This is a genomic window from Cupriavidus sp. 22TCCZM01-5 (genome assembly GCF_057798915.1).
The window spans coordinates 22,891-40,083 of record NZ_JBYOJR010000035.1; the positions used below are offsets into that span (position 1 = coordinate 22,891).

General features: G+C 66.7%; 18 protein-coding genes and 1 pseudogene. 8 read left to right on the top strand and 11 right to left on the bottom strand.

Annotated features, from left to right (window positions below):
• Positions 1-43 precede the first annotated feature (43 nt).
• From AC3FNH_RS26175 to AC3FNH_RS26200, 6 genes are all read right to left on the bottom strand, one after another.
• Positions 44-901, bottom strand: coding sequence for a sigma-70 family RNA polymerase sigma factor (locus AC3FNH_RS26175; RefSeq protein ID WP_488722134.1), 858 nt, complete (start codon positions 899-901; stop codon positions 44-46).
• On the bottom strand, positions 898-1,371 hold the full coding sequence (locus AC3FNH_RS26180) for a carboxymuconolactone decarboxylase family protein (protein ID WP_276102733.1): 474 nt from the start codon (positions 1,369-1,371) through the stop codon (positions 898-900). The genes AC3FNH_RS26175 and AC3FNH_RS26180 overlap by 4 nt, the downstream gene beginning before the upstream one ends.
• A 195-nt stretch (positions 1,372-1,566) precedes the next feature.
• Positions 1,567-2,331 carry a bestrophin-like domain gene (locus AC3FNH_RS26185; RefSeq protein WP_276102734.1) on the bottom strand — a complete coding sequence of 255 codons (765 nt, stop codon included), beginning with the start codon at positions 2,329-2,331 and terminating at the stop codon, positions 1,567-1,569.
• 357 nt (positions 2,332-2,688) lie between these two features.
• Entirely contained in the window at positions 2,689-3,180 is a 492-nt protein-coding gene (locus tag AC3FNH_RS26190) for a VOC family protein (RefSeq protein ID WP_276102735.1), read from the bottom strand.
• 286 nt (positions 3,181-3,466) lie between these two features.
• Positions 3,467-4,660: an acyl-CoA dehydrogenase family protein gene (locus AC3FNH_RS26195; RefSeq protein ID WP_276102736.1), complete on the bottom strand. Its 1,194-nt coding sequence runs from the start codon at positions 4,658-4,660 to the stop codon at positions 3,467-3,469.
• A gap of 13 nt (positions 4,661-4,673) precedes the next feature.
• The gene (locus AC3FNH_RS26200; protein WP_488722135.1) at positions 4,674-5,426 is read right to left on the bottom strand and encodes an SDR family NAD(P)-dependent oxidoreductase; all 753 of its coding nucleotides are present in this window, start codon (positions 5,424-5,426) and stop codon (positions 4,674-4,676) included.
• 136 nt (positions 5,427-5,562) lie between these two features.
• Between AC3FNH_RS26200 and AC3FNH_RS26205 the strand changes: the two genes are divergently transcribed.
• Positions 5,563-6,246: a GntR family transcriptional regulator gene (locus AC3FNH_RS26205; protein WP_276103356.1), complete on the top strand. Its 684-nt coding sequence runs from the start codon at positions 5,563-5,565 to the stop codon at positions 6,244-6,246.
• Between the two features lie 41 nt (positions 6,247-6,287).
• Positions 6,288-6,572: an MHYT domain-containing protein gene (locus tag AC3FNH_RS26210; RefSeq protein WP_488722136.1), complete on the top strand. Its 285-nt coding sequence runs from the start codon at positions 6,288-6,290 to the stop codon at positions 6,570-6,572.
• Between the two features lie 33 nt (positions 6,573-6,605).
• Here AC3FNH_RS26210 and AC3FNH_RS26215 read toward each other — a convergent pair whose 3' ends face one another.
• Positions 6,606-8,615 carry an alkaline phosphatase D family protein gene (locus AC3FNH_RS26215; protein ID WP_488722137.1) on the bottom strand — a complete coding sequence of 670 codons (2,010 nt, stop codon included), beginning with the start codon at positions 8,613-8,615 and terminating at the stop codon, positions 6,606-6,608.
• Positions 8,616-8,961: 346 nt separating this feature from the next.
• Here AC3FNH_RS26215 and AC3FNH_RS26220 point away from each other — a divergent pair, with 346 nt between their 5' ends.
• From AC3FNH_RS26220 to csgH, 3 genes are all read left to right on the top strand, one after another.
• Entirely contained in the window at positions 8,962-10,344 is a 1,383-nt protein-coding gene (locus AC3FNH_RS26220) for an ethanolamine ammonia-lyase subunit EutB (protein WP_488722138.1), read from the top strand.
• Between the two features lie 62 nt (positions 10,345-10,406).
• Positions 10,407-11,162 (top strand): ethanolamine ammonia-lyase subunit EutC, encoded by a 756-nt coding sequence (gene eutC / locus AC3FNH_RS26225; protein WP_488722139.1) that lies wholly within the window; start codon positions 10,407-10,409, stop codon positions 11,160-11,162.
• A 53-nt stretch (positions 11,163-11,215) separates the two neighbouring features.
• Positions 11,216-11,527 (top strand): curli-like amyloid fiber formation chaperone CsgH, encoded by a 312-nt coding sequence (gene csgH, locus AC3FNH_RS26230; RefSeq protein ID WP_488722140.1) that lies wholly within the window; start codon positions 11,216-11,218, stop codon positions 11,525-11,527.
• 45 nt (positions 11,528-11,572) lie between these two features.
• On the opposite strand, the gene AC3FNH_RS26235 is transcribed toward csgH, so the two are convergent.
• The 3 genes from AC3FNH_RS26235 to AC3FNH_RS26245 form a co-directional block, all read right to left on the bottom strand.
• A complete protein-coding gene (locus tag AC3FNH_RS26235) occupies positions 11,573-12,046 on the bottom strand; it encodes an aminoacyl-tRNA deacylase (protein ID WP_276102743.1) in 474 nt (157 codons plus the stop codon).
• An 88-nt stretch (positions 12,047-12,134) separates the two neighbouring features.
• Positions 12,135-13,073, bottom strand: coding sequence for a LysR family transcriptional regulator (locus AC3FNH_RS26240; RefSeq protein ID WP_488722141.1), 939 nt, complete (start codon positions 13,071-13,073; stop codon positions 12,135-12,137).
• A 98-nt stretch (positions 13,074-13,171) separates the two neighbouring features.
• Positions 13,172-14,485: an MFS family transporter gene (locus tag AC3FNH_RS26245; protein ID WP_488722142.1), complete on the bottom strand. Its 1,314-nt coding sequence runs from the start codon at positions 14,483-14,485 to the stop codon at positions 13,172-13,174.
• A 407-nt stretch (positions 14,486-14,892) separates the two neighbouring features.
• Here AC3FNH_RS26245 and AC3FNH_RS26250 point away from each other — a divergent pair, with 407 nt between their 5' ends.
• Positions 14,893-15,207, top strand: coding sequence for a hypothetical protein (locus tag AC3FNH_RS26250; RefSeq protein WP_276103359.1), 315 nt, complete (start codon positions 14,893-14,895; stop codon positions 15,205-15,207).
• 27 nt (positions 15,208-15,234) lie between these two features.
• Here the strand turns inward: AC3FNH_RS26250 and AC3FNH_RS26255 are convergent, their stop codons facing one another.
• Entirely contained in the window at positions 15,235-15,987 is a 753-nt protein-coding gene (locus AC3FNH_RS26255; protein ID WP_488722143.1) for an SDR family oxidoreductase, read from the bottom strand.
• 163 nt (positions 15,988-16,150) lie between these two features.
• Between AC3FNH_RS26255 and AC3FNH_RS26260 the strand changes: the two genes are divergently transcribed.
• Together AC3FNH_RS26260 and AC3FNH_RS26265 are read left to right on the top strand one after the other, a co-directional pair.
• Positions 16,151-17,050: a LysR family transcriptional regulator gene (locus AC3FNH_RS26260; RefSeq protein WP_488722144.1), complete on the top strand. Its 900-nt coding sequence runs from the start codon at positions 16,151-16,153 to the stop codon at positions 17,048-17,050.
• A 7-nt stretch (positions 17,051-17,057) separates the two neighbouring features.
• A pseudogene (locus AC3FNH_RS26265) lies at positions 17,058-17,159 on the top strand (LysR family transcriptional regulator); the annotation flags it as partial.
• Between the last annotated feature and the right edge of the window lie 34 nt (positions 17,160-17,193).

The window sequence follows — 17,193 nt, forward strand, 5'->3', positions numbered from 1 at the left end:
CGATCCGCCTCAACGCCGAGCTGTTGGCGAGGGAGATGACCCGCTAATGCAAATGCCGCAACTTCTCCGGATTGCGCACCACATAAATCGCCGCGATCTTGCCGTCCTCAATCTCCAGCGCCGTCGTTTGCAACTCTCCATCCGACTCCAGCGTGACAAAGCCAGGCAGGCCATTGATAAACACCGCGCGCACGAAGGTCGAGCCCAGCTTCTGAAAGAGCTTCGACAGCTGCGCATGCACGCGCATCACCTCGTCGAAGCCAAGCACAGGGTGGCCGATTGCCGGGCGCTTGCCGCCGCCGTCCGCATGCAGGCTCACGTCGGCGGCCAGCATGGCGCCGAGCGCGCTCATGTCGCCGCTGCGTGATGCGTCGAAGAACGCCTTGGCGAGTTCGAGACCACGCTCCTTTTCGACCTGGAAACGCGGGCGCGATTCCCGTATATGGGTACGCGCCCGCGCCGCGAGCTGGCGGCACGAGGCCGGCTCGCGCTGGATGGTCTTGGCGACTTCGTCGAACTCCAGCCCGAAGACATCGTGCAGCAGGAACGCCGCGCGCTCGAGCGGCGACAGGCGTTCGAGCGCTAGCATCAGCGGCAGCGTGACGTCTTCCTGCTCGTCTTCCTCGAGCACGGGATCGGGCAGCCACGGCCCGATGTAGGTCTCGCGCTGGTGCCGCGCGGACTTGAGCTGGTCCAGGCACATCCGCATGACCATGCGGCGCAGGAACGCCTCGGCCACGCGCACCTCGGCGCGTTCGGCGTTCACCCAGCGGATATAGGCGTCCTGCACGATGTCCTCGGCATCCGCGACGGAACCGAGCATCCGGTACGCGACCCGGATCAGCTTGCGCCGCAGCGGCTCGAAGCTCGCCGCGGCATCCGTGAGGTTGGCGTCCGTCATCCGGCGAAGGCCTTGGCCGCCGCCTTCGCCGCCGCCGGATCGACCCACAGGCCGAAGCCGACCGCGAGGCGGTTCCAGCCGTTGATGACATTGATCATGAGCGTGAGCTTCACCTGCTCTTCCCTGGAAAAATGGTCGTTGAGCGCCGTGCGGGCGCTGTCGAGCGCATGGCCTTCGGACAAGCGGGTCAGCGCCTCTGTCCAGCCGAGCGCCGCGCGTTCGCGGTCGGTGTAGCAAGGCGCCTCGCGCCAGGCGGACAGGAGGTAAAGGCGCTGCTCGGTTTCGCCCCTCTCGCGGGCGTCCGCGGCATGCATGTTAATGCAGTTCGCGCAGGCGTTTATCTGCGAGGCGCGCACTTCGACCAGCGAGACAAGGCTCGGCTCAAGGCTGCCCGCCACGGCGAGCGATGTGCCCATCCAGGACTTCATCTGGGCGGGGGCGGCGGCAAACGGGTCGAGCTTGGCAGTCATGTTGAATCTCCTTTCAAGGGTTACGACGACATGACGAGCCAGCCCCCGCGGGTGTGACATCGGCGAAGAACTATTTTTCCGGACCCCACTTTTCCCCTCTTCAGGGCGGTCGGATTCGATGGCCGGCACCATCGCCCGTCGCGTTTTGGGCGGGAACCGGCTCGAACTGGCGCAAGACGCCGCGCGTGCCGCCAGCTAGCGGGGCAGGGATTCCTGCAAGCCAAGCAGGTTCTGCGGCGCTACGCGGATCAGCCCGCCCCGCGGGCTGTCGATATCGGCGATCAGCGCGAGCGAAAGCGCCACCGTCAGGGGCATGATCAGAAGCAGCCCGATCCGCGCCCGCGCGGTCCTGGCCCCGTAGCCCTGCATCACGCTGCTGAACACGGCGATGGCGATCATCAAGCCCCAGGCCGCCACCGGAATGCGGTTTCGCCATGCCGCTTCCGCATACCCTTGCGAGTTGATCACGTCATTCATGCCGCCGACCACCAGCCCGGTGATCGGGGTTGGCGTCTTCCGCGCGGCGTCGCGCGTGACCTTCCACATCTCGTCTTGCAGCTGGGCGGTGGCGGCGCCGATTTCCTGCAAGTCCTGTCCGCCGCGCGCCACGTAGTAGCGAATGCGTTGGTCCAGATAGCGGGCCAGCAGTTTCCTGGCCTTGTCGCCGCTTTCCGGCTCCATCAGGTCGGCCCGAAGGTATTCGGTGCCGATCGCGTTGGCTTCCTCTTCTTCCAGGTTCTTGCGTTGGTCGTAGCGCCCCACCGCCATCGACAAGGTAAAGCCGATCAGCAGGGCCAGCAGTGTCAGCGTGGCGCCCTGGACGATGCTGAAGTCTTCGCGGCTTTCGTCGGCAATGGGCCTGATGCGGCGCAGCACCAGCGCGCCGGCAGCCGTAGCCATGGCCAGCAGGACCAGCAACAGGACGAAGAGGATGGCCGGATATCGCAAGAGCTGGCTCATATCAACCCAGAAGGAGGAAGGCGTGAGCCGGACTTTCACGGCGAGGCGGGAACGAACCGGCTCCGCAATGCGGCACGGTCATTCTATGGACACTCGCTTCGGCCAGGGCGGTGCCACGAAAATTTTCAGTCCTTGGAAAAAATCATTTATGTCCACGACGCATGCTCGGTCGAGCGGTCTGCCGGCGCGCAGGGCGGTAAAGAGTCTGGCGTGCTACTGCCCGGCACCGGCGATTGCGGCAGCGGTGGCCGAGCAGCTTCGCTGTCGATGGTGGCGATCCGCGCCTCTATCAGGCGAAATCCGGCGGACGAAACCGGGTCATTGCAACCCGGCCACGCACAGGCAGCGCCATCAACGCTACGTCGGGCTGCGTCCCGCGCGGGCCGCCTCGATCGCGGCGATGTCGATCTTGGTCATGCTCATCATCGCTTCAAACGCGCGCTTGGCCGCGGCGCGATCGGGATCGGTGTAGGCCGCGGTGAGCGCGCGCGGGGTGATCTGCCACGACAGTCCCCACCGGTCCTTGCACCAGCCACAGGCACTCTCCTGGCCACCGTTGCCGACGATCGCGTTCCACAAGCGATCGGTTTCGGCCTGGTCGTCGGTGGCGATCTGGAACGAGAACGCCTCGGAGTGCTTGAAATGCGGGCCGCCGTTCAGCCCCAGGCAGGGAATGCCGGCGACGGTGAACTCGACGGTCAGCACATCGCCCTCCTTGCCGTCGGGATAGTCGCCCGGGGCACGGTGCACAGCCTGGACCGCACTGTCTGGAAATGTCTTGGCGTAGAAGTTCGCGGCGTCGAGCGCATCACCGTCATACCAAAGGCAGATCGTGTTCTTGCTGGTCATCTGTGTCTCCTGAAGGGTCGAATACCGGCATCGCAGCCGTCCGACAATGCGGATTGTCCACTTTCCGACGGGCCCGGTCAGCCGGATATGGCGGATGCAGCCGAAGGGTCCGGGTCTACATAGGGCAGGCCGGGAAGGTTTCAGTTCCGCGTGGATCGCGGCCCGACCCGGATGACGTGCAGCTTTCTTCCCTTGCAAGGGTCGGAGACCGCGCGCAGTACTGCGAGCGCGCGCTGGAAGGGGGACGGGCGCGGCGTCATGTCCTGGCGCTTAAGCGGGGATCCGGTCAGCCATGCTGCTTCGCCCCGAGCGTGTCGCGCTTGATCTTCTTCGCGAGCGACCACTTGTGGACTTCGGTGGGGCCGTCATAGATGCGGAACGCGCGCAGTTCACGGAAGGCCTGCTCGACGATCGTGTCGCGCGCCACGCCGTTGCCGCCCAGGATCTGCACGCAGCGGTCGGCGACGCGGAACAGCGCTTCCGACACGGCCACCTTGGCCATCGAACTTTCGCTGGTGCCCGCCGATCCCGTGTCGAGCACGCCCGCGCACCAGTCGATCATCAGCGCCGCCTGCTGCAGGTCGATCAGGTTCTCCGCGAGCATGAAGCCGACGCCCTCGTGGTCGATCAGCAGCTTGCCGAACGCCTTGCGCGTGGTGGCGTAGGCCCGTGCGATCTCGTCCGCGCGCGTGACCGTACCGAACCAGCGCATGCAATGCGACAGCCGCGCCGGCGACAACCGTACCTGCGCATAGCGGAAGCCTTCGTCGACTTCGCCGAGCACCTGGCTGGCCGGCACGCGCAGGTTGTCGATCACGACCAGCGCATGGCCGCCCGGCATCGAGCTGTCGATGGTGTCGAGGATGCGCTCGGTGCGAATGGCGGGGTGGGGCAGGTCGACCAGGAACATCGTCGCCTGCGCGCGCTCGCCGTCGCCGGTACGCGCCATGATGATGCCGACCTTTGCGCCTTCCGCGCCGGTAATGAACTTCTTGCGGCCATTGAGCACCCAGTCGTCGCCGTCGCGAACCGCGGTGGTACTCAGCATCGACGGATCCGATCCTGCGCCGCCTTCCTCCGCGGGTTCGGTCATGAAGAACGCCGAGCGCGCGTCGCCGCGCACGATCGGGTCAAGGAAGCGCGCCTTCTGCGCGGCGGATGCCACCTTGCCGAGCAGGAACATATTGCCCTCGTCGGGCGCCATGGTATTGACGGCGACCGGGCCGAGCGGCGACAGGCCCGAGCGCTTGAGCACGGCGGCCGTTTCGCGCTGGTCCAGGTGGCTGCCGTCGGCCAGGATATGCGGCGTCATGACGCCTGCCGCGCGGGCCTTGGCGCGCAGTTCCTCGACCAGTTCGGCGGTGGGGCCATGCGCGGTGCAGCGCGGATCCCGCTCGTAAGGCGCCACGACATCGCGCACGAAGCGCTCGACGCGGTCCGCGATCTGCTCGCTTCGTTCGGTGGGACAGGGTGTAAACATGGGTGCCATTCCCTCAGAGTGTGTTGACCAGGTGGCCGCCGTCGACGGCCAGTACGGCGCCCGTCATGTAGCGCGAGGCATCGGACGCGAGCAGCAGCAGCGGCCCGTCCAGGTCCTCGAGCTGTCCGAGACGGCGCTGCGGAATGCGGCGGATCAGCGCCTTGCCGGCGTCGGTCTGCCAGAAGTCGCGGTTGAGTTCGGTATCGATGTACCCGGGGGCGATGGCATTCACGCGAATGCCATGGCGCGCCCATTCCAGTGCGAGCGTCTTCGTCAGTTGCACGACGCCCGCCTTGGACACCGCATAGGACACCACGCCACCAGCCTGCCGCAGCCCCAGGATCGACGCCACGTTGATGATGCTGCCGCCACCGCGTTCGCGCATGCCCGGGGAAAGTGCCTGCGCCAGGAAGAACATGCCTTTGAGGTTGGTGTCGAGCACCGCATCCCAGTCTTCCTCGGTATGCGTGAAGGCCGGCGCTTCACGTACCAGCCCCGCGTTGTTGACCAGGATGTCGATGGGCCCCGCGGTGTCCACCAGTGCGGCGCGGGAAGCGGCGCTGGTCACGTCGAGCGCCACGCAGTGCGCGCGCCCGAATTGTTCCACCTGCTTCGCCACCGCTTGCAGCGCATCGGTGCGCCGTGCCGCCAGCACCACTTCGGCGCCGTGCGCGGCCAGCCGTTGCGCAAAGTGCGCTCCCAGCCCGCTCGATGCCCCCGTGACCAGCGCCCGCTTGCCAGCCAGGCCAGGCAACGTCTCCCCCATCGGTATCTCCATCCGTTTGCATAACAGGACCGGATTGTAGGATGATTTCATCCCATGTCAACGGTGTCGAACCCTGATGTCCGGCCAATCCATTAGAATCGCGCCCGTGCCAAGAACGACCTCTCCCTCCCCTGAAATGTCCAGCGATACGTCCGTTGCGTCCGGCCTGGCGGGCCGCAGTGCGTCCGATACGGTGTTCTTCGGGATCGTGAACGGCCTGGAGCTGGGCGGTTTCGCGCCCGGCCAGCGGCTGGTCGAAACCGACCTGGTGGCGCATTTCGGCGTCGGCCGCAATTCCGTGCGCGAGGCGCTGCAGCGGCTGGCTGCCGAGGGCATCGTCGACCTCCCGCGCCATCGCGGCGCGATCATCCGCCGGCTGAGCCTGCAGGAAACCCTGGACGTGCTGGATGTCGCGGAGCGCATGACCGGACTGCTCGCGCGCGCCGCCACGCGCGGCCGCGGCAACCGCGGACTGGCGCAGGCGTTGCGCGCTTCGGTACAGGGACTGGTCGCGGCGGAAAAGGCCCATGACGTGGAGGCCTTTTCGAGCACTCGGCGGCACTTCTATCGGACGCTGCTTGAAATGGGCGACAACCGCGAATTGCGGCGTCTGTTTCCGACCATCCACATGCCGATCGTGCACGCGCAGCACCGGCTCGCTTCGCTGCCGCGCATGCGCCTGGACGACTACCGCCGCATCGCCACGGCCGTGCTTGCCGGCGACCCCGATGCGGCCGAGGCGGCCGGCGCGGCGCACGTGCAGAACGTGCGCAGTGCGATCCTGGAGCGGCAGCCGGCTGAGATGGCCGGCCAGGACTGAAAGCTTCGGGTTGAAAAGTCCTGATTGCCGTGGTGGTGTCGGTGATCGGCCTCTGGCTGGCAACCACGGTCAGGACCGGGCCGCTGCAATTCGGCGCCGCCCTGGTGATGGGCCTTGCTGTGTGCGGCATGCACTATACGGGCATGTCGGCCGGCAACATGATCTGCACCAGCCCGTCGTACTCGCCGGATCTCTTCGCGATCGAGGGCGGAAACGTCGGTTACGTGGTATTCGCCATGGCACTGGTGCTGCTGATGATCACGCTGGTCATGGAAGCCACCCGCAGCGGCCGCATCGCACGTGCCGTGCAGGCGCGGTCGCGCTGAGGAACGGCCTGGCTGCCCCTGCATACCCTCCGGCTAGACCAGCGTGACGTCGGTGGCGCCCGACGCGACCTCGATCACCTGCACGCTGGCCGTGGCCGGCTGTGCCGGCGCCGTGGTGCCTTCCAGGGGCTTCATCACGTGGAAGGCGCAACTGAGCCTGGCGGGGGTGAGCGTTACCAGGGCATAGCCTTCGGCATTGGTTTCCACGTGCCGCAGCCACGGATTGAACGTGCGCAGTGTGGCATTGAGGGCGTTCGCCAGGGTGCTGCCGGCGTTGCTGTAGATGAGCTCGTGCAGCGCCGCGAACGCCTGGTCGTTGTCGACCCTGGCGCGCAGCCGGCTCAGCAGCGTGTTGCTCGACACCCCGGCCGTGACGAGGTCGACCATCACCGGCGCCGGGCTCGCGGCATCGTAGTCGTCCATCACCTGACCGGCGAAGAAGGCATGGATGTCGCCACTCAGCGTGACGACGTTGCGTACGCTGTTGGCCTTCAGGAAGGCCATCAGGTTCTTGCGCTCGGCGTTGTAGCCGTCCCACTGGTCCGCGTTGATGATGATGCGGTCAAGCAGTTCGATCGACGGCAGCCGCTTGTCGATGAAGGGCTTGATGGTGGCGTCGAAGGTGGCATCGTTGATGCCCACGCGCGACACCACGTTGCGCAGTGCGGGGTATGTGAGCCCGGCAAGCGTGCCCGCCGCCCTGGCGCCGCGCAGGTCGCTGATCAGCGCGTTGGTCATGTCCGTCACCAGCGGCGCCAGCACGCCGTTGAGCTGCGCGAGCCCCTTGGCGATCAGGTCGGCAAGCGCCTTCACGACATCCACCTGCATGCGCAGCATCGCCAGTTCGTTGCCCCAAAGCTTCCACGTGGTATTCGCGCCGCCGACGCGGTCCTGCCACCAGGCGCGCTGGGTGTCGCCCAGCATGGACACGGGCGTCAGCGTATTGCCGGCGGCGGCGATCTTGGCGGCTTCGGCCGCGGCCAGTTTGTCGGCCGGCACGAAGGAGCGCGCGCCTACGGCACCGCCCGTCGACTGCTCGGGAATGATATGGTCGGCGCGGTACAGGCGTTCGTCGGTCATCAGCAGCGTGGCCAGGTTGCCGAACGTGAACGACCGGTAGATCTGGATGTTCTGGAACGACGGATTGTTCAGGTCGATCGTGACGTCGGCTGGCAGGAACTCGAACCACGCCTGGTTGGCGCTGCGCCGCCGCGCGGTGCGCGGTGTCGCGTCGTCGTCGGCGCTGTACGTCTGGCGGTCCTGCCAGCCGTTGTCGGAGAATTCATGGTCGTCCCAGATGGCGATCACCGGGAAGGCCGCGTGCAGCGCCTGCAGGCGCGGATCGCTGCGATAACTGCGGTACAGGTAGCGGTAGTCGGCCAGGGTGGTCGCGTAGATCGAACCGTCCGGCAGTACGGTGCCGTCCGGCAGTTTCAGTACGCCATGCCGGTCCTCCACGTTGCCGTTGCGCGAGCCGCCGGGCACGGCCTCGTAGATGTAGTCGCCCACGTGGACGATGAAGTCCAGGTCCTGCCGGACCAGCTCTTCCATGCCGGCCCAGTGATTGACGTTCCAGTCCTGGCAACAGATAAAGGCAAAGCGCAGTTGCGACAACGGCGTGCCGGCAGCCGCGGCGGTGCGCGTGCGGCCGACCGTGCTTGGGCGGTTGCCGAGCAGGAAGCGGTAGTAGTACTGCGTGGACGCCGACAGGCCTGTGACCTTGTTGCGCAAGGTGTAGTCCCAGTCGGGCAGCGCGGAAAGGTGCTGGTTCACCAGCAGCGTGCCGAAGTCCTGCTGCAGCGACACCTGGAGCCGGACCTGCACCGGCCGCTGGCCGTTGCTCCCGTCCACTCGCGTCCATACCACCACGCTGTCGGGCTTCGGGTCTCCGGAGGCGACGCCATGCAAGAAGTTGAAGTTCTCGGGACTGCCGGTGTCGGCGAGTTCCGAGTCGGAGCCACCGCCGCCGCACGCGGCGAGCCCGCCCGCAGCCACGGAAACAGTCATGAAACTTCCCCACTTGAGGAACTGGCGGCGGTCCATGGCGCTTCTCCTTATTGATCCCGCATGGGTGGCATCTGGATACTAGGAACCGATTGGCAGAGCCGCTGTCGGCGCGCCGCCGACATCGCTATAGGAAAAGGATGACGCAGGCGCATGGTATGTCCCGAATGCCAGGTTTAGCGCGGCTCCGCTGTGCAATATCGCGTCATTCCGGACACGAGGCGGGATGGTGTCTGCGCCACGCCACGGCGGCAGTTGCCCGGGAACGCGAAGGACTATAGTAGCCATACTGATTCCGATGGCGAATGCGGCATGCCATCTCCTGGTCACAGCCCCGGAGCCCCCGGAGCCCCCGGAGCCTCCGGAGCCTTAACTCATTTCACTCATGGCATTCCTCCACACGGTCGGCCAGCACCGCCACGTCTTCGCCGACCTGCGCACGCTGCTGGCCAAGGCCAGTCCCGCCCGTTCAGGCGATTGCCTTGCCGGCATTGCCGCCGCGAGCGAGGAAGAGCGCATGGCGGCGCGCATGGCGCTTGCCGACGTGCCGCTTACGCAGTTCCTGTCCGAGGCGCTGGTCCCCTATGAGAACGACGAGGTGACCCGCCTGATCGTCGACAGCCACGACGCCGGCGCGTTCGCGGAGATCGCATCCCTCACGGTCGGCGACTTCCGCAACTGGCTGTTGCTGCACGAGACCGACGGCGCTGCGCTCGCCCGCGTGGCGCCCGGCATCACGCCGGAGATGGCCGCGGCGGTGAGCAAGCTCATGCGCAACCAGGACCTGGTCGCGGTCGCGCGCAAGTGCCGCGTGGTGACGCGCTTTCGCAGCACCGTGGGGCTGCCCGGCCGCCTTTCGGTGCGGCTGCAGCCGAACCATCCCACCGACGACCCCAAGGGCATTGCGGCCTCGATCATCGACGGCCTCATGTATGGCTGCGGCGATGCGACCATTGGCGTCAATCCGGCCTCGGACAGCCTCGGCGCGATCGTGTCGCTGCTGCGCATGATCGACGACCTGCGCTGCCGGTTCGACATTCCCACGCAGTCCTGCGTGCTCACGCACGTCACCCACACGCTGCGGGCGATGGAGCAGGGCGCGCCGGTGGACCTCGTGTTCCAGTCGGTGGCTGGCAGCGAGCGCGCCAACGCGGCGTTTGGCATCAGCTTGCCGCTGCTGGCCGAGGCGCATGACGCCGCGCAAGCGCTGGCACGCGGCACCGTGGGCAACAACGTGATGTACTTCGAGACCGGGCAGGGCAGCGCGCTGTCGGCCAACGCCCACCATGGCGTGGACCAGCAGACCATGGAGGCGCGCGCCTATGCCGTGGCGCGGCGGTTCTCGCCGCTGCTGGTCAATACGGTGGTGGGCTTTATCGGCCCCGAGTACCTGTATGACGGCAAGCAGATCATCCGCGCGGGGCTCGAAGACCATTTCTGCGGCAAGCTGCTCGGCGTGCCGATGGGCTGCGACGTCTGCTATACCAACCATGCCGAGGCCGACCAGGACGACATGGATACGCTGCTGACGCTGTTCGGCGTGGCCGGCATCAACTTCATCATGGGCGTGCCGGGGGCCGACGACATCATGCTGAACTACCAGAGCACGTCGTTCCACGATGCGCTGTATCTGCGCGAGGTACTCGGCCTGCGGCCCGCACCGGAGTTCGAGGCCTGGCTGCGGCGCATGGGCATCGCCGATGACAGCGGACGCCTGCTGGAGCCCGCGGATCGTCAGCCGCTGCTTGAACTGGCGCATTCGCTGTAGCCGCCGACACGACCGCCGCCATGACCAGGCTCCCGTCCCCCCCGTCTCCCCCGTCTCCCGTCATGCAGGACAACCCCTGGCAGCAGTTGCGCCAGTTCACGCGCGCGCGCATTGCGCTTGGCCGCGCCGGGCACGGCCAGACCACCGATACCGTGCTGGAATTCGGACTGGCCCATGCACAGGCGCGCGACGCGGTGCACCTGCCGCTGGACTGTGCGGCGGTCGAAGCCGCACTCGGCCAGGCGGGGTTTGCCAGCGTGCCCGTCCACAGCGCGGCACCGGACCGTGCGCACTACCTGCGCCGGCCGGACCTGGGCCGCAGGCTCGACGAGGCCAGCCGCGCGCGCCTGTCCGGCGCACGTCCCGGTGCTGCGCCCGATGTGGTGTTCGTGATTGCCGACGGCCTGTCCGCGCTGGCCGCGCAGCGCCATGGCGTGCCGCTGCTGTGCGCCGTGCGCGAACGGTTGCCGCAAGGCTGGACCGTGGCGCCGGTCGTGGTCGCCGAACAATCGCGCGTGGCGCTTGGCGATGAAGTGGGCGAGTCGATGGGCGCGCGCCAGGTCGTGATGCTGATCGGCGAAAGGCCGGGGCTGAGTTCGCCCGACAGCCTGGGCATCTACCTGACCTATGCACCGCGCATCGGCCGCACGGATGCGGAGCGCAACTGCATCTCGAATGTGCGGCCCGAAGGGCTGTCCTATGCGCGGGCGGCCGAGCGGCTGGTATTCCTGCTACGCGGCGCCGCCGCGCTTGGCGGGTCCGGCGTGGCGCTCAAGGATGACAGCGCGCATGCGCTGCCGGACGATGCGGACGGCTAGCGCGACGCGCCACTGGCTGAGCGCAACGGCAACGTCATGACACGGAGAGCGACATGCAAGCCGACATCAACCTGCAGGCCTGGCTGGAAGCGCACGCCGCCAATGGCGTGACGACGATCGCCGCCTACGTCAGCGCGGCCCGTGAGGCGGATCTGCAGTACGACATCCGCCTGCGCAGCAGCGGGCGGGGCAGTTCGTCGGCCGTCGCGCAGAGCGGCACGGTGCACGTGACGCATGACCAGCCCAGCCAGGTGTCGTCGATGGCGGTGACGCCCGTACCGGGCGGCAAGTGCGAAGTGGACCTGACGGTGCGCGAGGGCAATGCGGTGGTGGGCCGCTACACGCTCGACTGCAGCGCAAAATGACCACGGCCGGCGCATGGCCGGCCGTTGCGGTCGCCAGGTTCGCGGCTACATCATGCGCCGCGAGAAATGCCCCTGTTCGGCATCCGACATCAGTTTCGAGAACTGGTCCATGCTCATGTGCACCAGTTCCTGGTGGTCGCCCGCTTCGAAGTAGACGTCGGGGTGTTTCATCAGGCTGTCGTCGACATAGGTCTGCATGCCATACGCCATGGCCACGGGCGGGATCGCGCCGAGGTCGCAGTCCTTGAAGACTTCGCGGATCTCGTCTTCATGCGCCAGCACCAGCTTGCGGCCGGTCTGCTCGCACAGCGCGGCCATGTGCAGGTGATGGCTCGACGGGATCACGGCAGCGACGTAGCCGTTCTCGTCTTCCAGCAACAGGGTCTTGGCCAGGCGGTCTCCAGGTATGTGCGCAGCCTCTGCAGTGGCCATGCTGCTGAGGGTGTAGGGGTGGTGGACGATGTCGTACTGCGAATTCTTGCTGCTCATGCAGCTCGCCAGCGTACTTGCGAGAGCCATGATTGCTCCTCTGGATGCGAAGGCCGGCACCCCCCGGGCACCGGCGGGACCAAGGGTTTTCCTTGTGTACCTACTATAGACCGTGAGGTCAGCCGTGGCGTGGCGCCGGGGTATCGTGCAGCCGCGGCCACACGGCCTGGAGTTCGGTCTTCAGGAAGGTCAGCAGGCAGCGCGTGGCCAGGGTCTGGTAGCGGTTGGGCATGGTCAGCATATAGAGCTTGCTGCCGAACACGCTGATGCGGTAGCCGTCCAGCAGCGAAGTGAGCGTGCCGTTGGCCAGTTCATCGCCGATGGCGTAGATCGGGAAGAGGCCAATGCCCAGCCCGGCCATCACGGCGTCTTTCAGGAAGGCGAAGTTATCGGAACTCAGCGTGAGCTCCAGCACCACCTGCTCGCGCGTGGTGCCGCCTTGCGGTGGCGTGCCGGACACCTTGAGCTTCTGGCCGACCGGTGATGCGCACACGACGGCGTGTCCATCGAGCTCGGCCAGCACCCGCGGCGCGGGATGCGCGGCCAGGTAGGCCGGTGCGCCGCAGACCACCCAGTCGACCTCGCCGATCTCGGTGGCCACCACCGAGTCGGGTGGCGTGGAGATGATGCGCAAGGCCACGTCGACGTCTTCCGACACCAGGTTGTGCACGCGGTTGTCGAACACTACGTCGAGCAGGATGTCGGGATAGCGCTGCTTGAACTGCACCAGCAGCGGCGACAGCATGGTATGCCCGAGCCCGGTCGGCACCGACAGGCGCACATGGCCCTGCAGGCTCTTGCCCATATTGCTGATCAGCGCATTGGCCGCCGCGACCTCGCCCAGGATATTGCGCCCGTGCTCGTAGAGCCCGGCGCCCACGGGCGTGGGTTCGACGTGCCGCGTGGTCCGCCGCAGCAGCTGCACGCCAAGCTCTTCCTCCAGCGCCTTGAGGTGGTAGCTGACGTTGGCCCGCGTCATCTTGAGCTTGCGCGCGGCGGCGCTGAGGTTGCCGGCATCGACGATATCGACGAACAGGCGCAGGGCGTTGAGATCCATGGGGGAGACAGGCAGTTCAGGGCGCGGGCCGCCGGCGGCGGCATCCGCACCCGTATATTGCCACGCGCCGCCGGCGGCACCCGCCGCCGGCGCTGCGCTCAGTGCTCGTAATGGAGGTATTTGGCCTGGCGCGGCAGGCGCAGGCTGACCAGGAAGGCGATCACCATCATCGCGGTGACATACCAGTAGAACGCGGTTTCGTGGCCGATCGACTTGAGGCCCAGCGCGACATACTCGGCCGAGCCGCCGAAGGCCGCGTTGGCGATCGCATAGGCCAGGCCAACGCCCAGCGCCCGTACTTCAGTGGGGAACATCTCCGCCTTCACGATGCCGCTGATCGACGTATAGAAGCTGACGATGGCCAGCGCCACGCAGATCAGCACGAACGCCAGTTCGGGGCTCGATACCGTGCGCAGCGCGGTCAGGATCGGCACCGTGGCGAGCGCACCCAGCGCGCCGAACAGCAGCATGTTGTTGCGCCGGCCGATGCGGTCGGACAGGGCGCCGAACACCGGCTGCATGCACATGTACAGGAACAGGCATCCGGTCATCACGTAGCTGGCGGTCTTGATCGACATGCCGGCGGTGTTGACCAGGTACTTCTGCATGTACGTGGTGAAGGTGTAGAAAATCAGCGAACCGCCGGCGGTATAGCCGAGCACGGTGAAGAAGGCGGCCTTGTGGTTGCGGAAGATCTCCGCCACGCTGCCCGCCTCCTTGCTGCCGCGCGTGGCCGCGGACGAGGTCTCTTGCAGCGTGCGGCGCAGGAACAGTGCCACCACCGCCGTGATGGCGCCGACCACGAACGGAATGCGCCAGCCCCAGGCCTTGAGTTCCGCTTCATCGAGCAGCTGCTGCAGGATCACCACGACCAGCACGGCCAGCAACTGGCCGCCGATCAGCGTGACGTACTGGAACGACGAAAAGAAGCCGCGCCGCCCGCGCAGTGCCACTTCGCTCATGTAGGTGGCGGTGGTGCCGTACTCGCCGCCCACCGAAAGGCCCTGTATCAGGCGTGCCAGCAGCAGCAGCGCCGGCGCCCAGTTGCCGATGCTGCCATAGGTCGGCAGGCTCGCGATCAGCAGCGAGCCGAAGCACATCATCAGCACCGAGATCACCATGGAGTTCTTGCGGCCGTGGCGGTCGGCAATGGTGCCGAACAGCCAGCCGCCGATCGGCCGCATCAGGAAGCCGGCCGCGAACACGCCCGCGGTGTTCAACAGTTGCGCGGTGGGGTCGGCCTTGGGGAAGAACGAGGGCGCGAAGTAGATGGCGCAGAAGGCGTAGACGTAGAAGTCAAACCATTCGACGAGGTTGCCTGAAGAGGCGGCAACGATGGCGAAGACGCGCTTGCGCACCTCTTCGGGCGAAGGCGCGGCGGCCTGGTTGGGCGTGGCTGTGAGATCGGTCATTGTTGTGTTTTGCTATCAGGGGGCGGCGATGCAAGGGGGCTGGCCGCAATCAGCACTGGCCGCAGGATGGCTCGCGCCGGTTGGAATGCCGCCGGGTTCCGGGGTGGGGCGGCAGGGGAGGAGGGCGAGGGCATCTGGCCCGTGCTGACTGGCGTGAATCCGCGCAACTGCGGCGCGTTGAAGGCTGAGAGCCTACCCCGATCAGGGGCTGCTGCACACCCCGGCATGTCGCGGCAATCTATTGCATTGCAACATTTGTTACGTGGCGATGAGGGCTCGCGGGCGATTGTCCCGCTGGCTGGACACACTGTCTTGGCGCAGCGCCCCCCGGGGAATGGTGATGACCGCCTTGAAAGCCGCGTGCCAGTGGACAATGATGGGCCTGAGCGTCCCCAACTCCCATGCCGATGACCCATTCCCCGCGCAACTGGCTGTGCCTGATCCTGCTCGTGGCAAGCGGGCCGTCATGGGCGCAGGACCTGGTCGAATGCAGGCGCATCGACAAGGACCAGCTTGCCTCCGCCAGCACCGAGACGCTGCTGTTCCTGCGCTGCCGCGCGCGCCGGATTTCCTACGAGGCACCGCGGCTCAAGGGTGTGTCGCAGCGCGTCAAGGACGACGTGATGTTCGCGTGCCTGGACCAGGCCGACGCGGTCGAGCACCAGTTGCGCGTGCGGCATGGCTATACGCGCGAGTCGCTGGCGCGCGAACGGTGTGAATAGCGGCTCGCCGCCATGACACCGCGATGCTCATGCGAACCCGCCATTGGCCCGCAGCACCTGCGCATTGACCCAGTCCGCATCGGGCCCTGCCAGGAATGACACCACGGCGGCAATGTCCTCTGGCGTGCCGAGCCGCTCCAGCGGCGGCAGCTTCGCCATCTGCTCGATCTGCGCCTGGCTTTTGCCTTCCAGGAACAACTCCGTCGCCACCGGGCCCGGCGCCACCGCATTCACCGTGATACCGCGTCCGCGCAGTTCATTGGCCAGCACGCGCACCAATCCTTCCACGCCGGCCTTGGACGCGATGTACGGGCCATAGCCAGGGAACGAGCGCGCGATCACGCTGGTCGACAGCGCGATGATGCGCCCGCCGGCTCCGAGGCGGCTCGCTGCCTGTGACAGCACCAGGAACGTGCCGCGCAGGTTGGTGGCAATCACGCGGTCGAACGCTTCCAGGTTTTCCATCGAGATGTTCGCCATGGGCAGCACGCCGGCGCAGTTGACCACGACATCGACACGGCCGAACGCTGCCTGCGCGGCATCGAACATGCGCGTCACGTCGTCGGGCCGCGCCACGTCCGCCCGCACGGCGATCGCATTGCCGCCGCCTTCCCGGATGCCGGCGACAGTGGCCTGCGCCTGCGCGGTGTTGCCTGCATAACCCACCGCCACGTCAAAGCCGTCGGCGGCCAGGCGCAGCGCGATGGCGCGTCCGATGCCGCGCGAGGCGCCGGTGACGATGGCCGCCTTGCGGCCGGTGGTGGAATGGCTTGCGTCCATGATGCTCTCCGTGGGGGCCGGGGAATGCCCCGGCGTGGTTTCGATGGAGCTATGATGGACGTTGATGCCGGCTGGATAAATACCAGGAAACCGAAAGGATTCTCCAACCAGCGCCAACAATTCCGGCCCGATGGGCGGCCATTTGTGCCGACTAATGCCCCTTATGGATCGACTCGACACCCTGCGCCTGTTCACCCGCATCGTCGAACTGGGCAGTTTCACGCGGGCAGCCGGCGCGCTGGATATCCCGCGGGCGACGGCCACGCATGCGATCAAGGAAATGGAAGCTTCGCTGGGCGCGCGCCTGCTGGAGCGCACCACGCGCCAGGTACGCCCGACGGCCGATGGCCAGGCGTTCTATGAACGCTGCCGGCGCATCCTGACCGAACTCGAAGATGCCGAGGCGGCGCTGAGCACGTCCACGGCCAATCCGCGCGGCACGCTGCGGCTGGACCTGCATGGCGTGCATGCGCGCGAGATCATCCTGCCGCGCATCGCGCAGTTCCGGCAACGCTATCCGCAAGTCGCGCTGGTGATCAGTTCCGGCGACCGGCTGGTCGACCTTGTACGGGAAGGCATCGACTGCGTGGTGCGCGCGGGGCAGCCGCGCGACTCCTCGCTCGTGGTGAAGCGGCTCGCGCTGATGCCGGAAGTGATTTGCGCCAGTCCGGACTACCTGGCGCGCTTCGGCACGCCGCGCCATCCGGACGAACTCGCCGCGCATCGGGCGGTCGGGTTCTTCTCGGCGAGCCACGATGTCCGCTACCCGCTGACACTGACCGTGGATGGCGCCGTCACCGAGTACAAGCTGGACAGCGAGGTATCGGTCAATGACGCCGAGAACTACACCGTGTGCGCGTTGTCTGGTTGCGGCCTGATCCAGGTGCCGCGTTTTCGCGTGCAGCCCCATCTCGATGCGGGCCGGCTGGTGCAGGTGCTGGCCGACTGGCCATGCCCGGACCTGCCGGTGTCCGTGCTTTACCCATACCACCGGCAGCTGTCGCCGCGCGTGAGGGTTTTTGTCGACTGGGTCAGCCAGGTGTATGCGGAGGTGTTTGGGTAACGGCGCAGCCAATATCTACGCGATCTACCAGCAGCGCCACCAGCTTTCGTCGCGTATCCGGCTGTTCGTGGAATTCCTGGCGCTGAAGTCCAGCGAGTTTGAAAAGTAGGGCGCGATCACGCGATCACGCCAGTTCGCTGCCG

Excerpts from the sequence above, each read along its gene's own strand:
- AC3FNH_RS26200 (WP_488722135.1), bottom strand. The coding sequence starts at position 5,426 with ATGGGGGAGACGTTGCCTGGCCTGGCTGGCAAGCGGGCGCTGGTCACG.
- eutC (WP_488722139.1), top strand. The coding sequence starts at position 10,407 with ATGCAGGACAACCCCTGGCAGCAGTTGCGCCAGTTCACGCGCGCGCGC.
- AC3FNH_RS26250 (WP_276103359.1), top strand. The coding sequence starts at position 14,893 with ATGACCCATTCCCCGCGCAACTGGCTGTGCCTGATCCTGCTCGTGGCA.
- AC3FNH_RS26215 (WP_488722137.1), bottom strand. The coding sequence starts at position 8,615 with ATGGACCGCCGCCAGTTCCTCAAGTGGGGAAGTTTCATGACTGTTTCC.
- AC3FNH_RS26260 (WP_488722144.1), top strand. The coding sequence starts at position 16,151 with ATGGATCGACTCGACACCCTGCGCCTGTTCACCCGCATCGTCGAACTG.
- AC3FNH_RS26235 (WP_276102743.1), bottom strand. The coding sequence starts at position 12,046 with ATGGCTCTCGCAAGTACGCTGGCGAGCTGCATGAGCAGCAAGAATTCG.
- AC3FNH_RS26185 (WP_276102734.1), bottom strand. The coding sequence starts at position 2,331 with ATGAGCCAGCTCTTGCGATATCCGGCCATCCTCTTCGTCCTGTTGCTG.
- AC3FNH_RS26195 (WP_276102736.1), bottom strand. The coding sequence starts at position 4,660 with ATGTTTACACCCTGTCCCACCGAACGAAGCGAGCAGATCGCGGACCGC.
- csgH (WP_488722140.1), top strand. The coding sequence starts at position 11,216 with ATGCAAGCCGACATCAACCTGCAGGCCTGGCTGGAAGCGCACGCCGCC.
- AC3FNH_RS26220 (WP_488722138.1), top strand. The coding sequence starts at position 8,962 with ATGGCATTCCTCCACACGGTCGGCCAGCACCGCCACGTCTTCGCCGAC.
- AC3FNH_RS26240 (WP_488722141.1), bottom strand. The coding sequence starts at position 13,073 with ATGGATCTCAACGCCCTGCGCCTGTTCGTCGATATCGTCGATGCCGGC.
- AC3FNH_RS26255 (WP_488722143.1), bottom strand. The coding sequence starts at position 15,987 with ATGGACGCAAGCCATTCCACCACCGGCCGCAAGGCGGCCATCGTCACC.
- AC3FNH_RS26175 (WP_488722134.1), bottom strand. The coding sequence starts at position 901 with ATGACGGACGCCAACCTCACGGATGCCGCGGCGAGCTTCGAGCCGCTG.
- AC3FNH_RS26245 (WP_488722142.1), bottom strand. The coding sequence starts at position 14,485 with ATGACCGATCTCACAGCCACGCCCAACCAGGCCGCCGCGCCTTCGCCC.
- AC3FNH_RS26205 (WP_276103356.1), top strand. The coding sequence starts at position 5,563 with ATGTCCAGCGATACGTCCGTTGCGTCCGGCCTGGCGGGCCGCAGTGCG.
- AC3FNH_RS26190 (WP_276102735.1), bottom strand. The coding sequence starts at position 3,180 with ATGACCAGCAAGAACACGATCTGCCTTTGGTATGACGGTGATGCGCTC.
- AC3FNH_RS26180 (WP_276102733.1), bottom strand. The coding sequence starts at position 1,371 with ATGACTGCCAAGCTCGACCCGTTTGCCGCCGCCCCCGCCCAGATGAAG.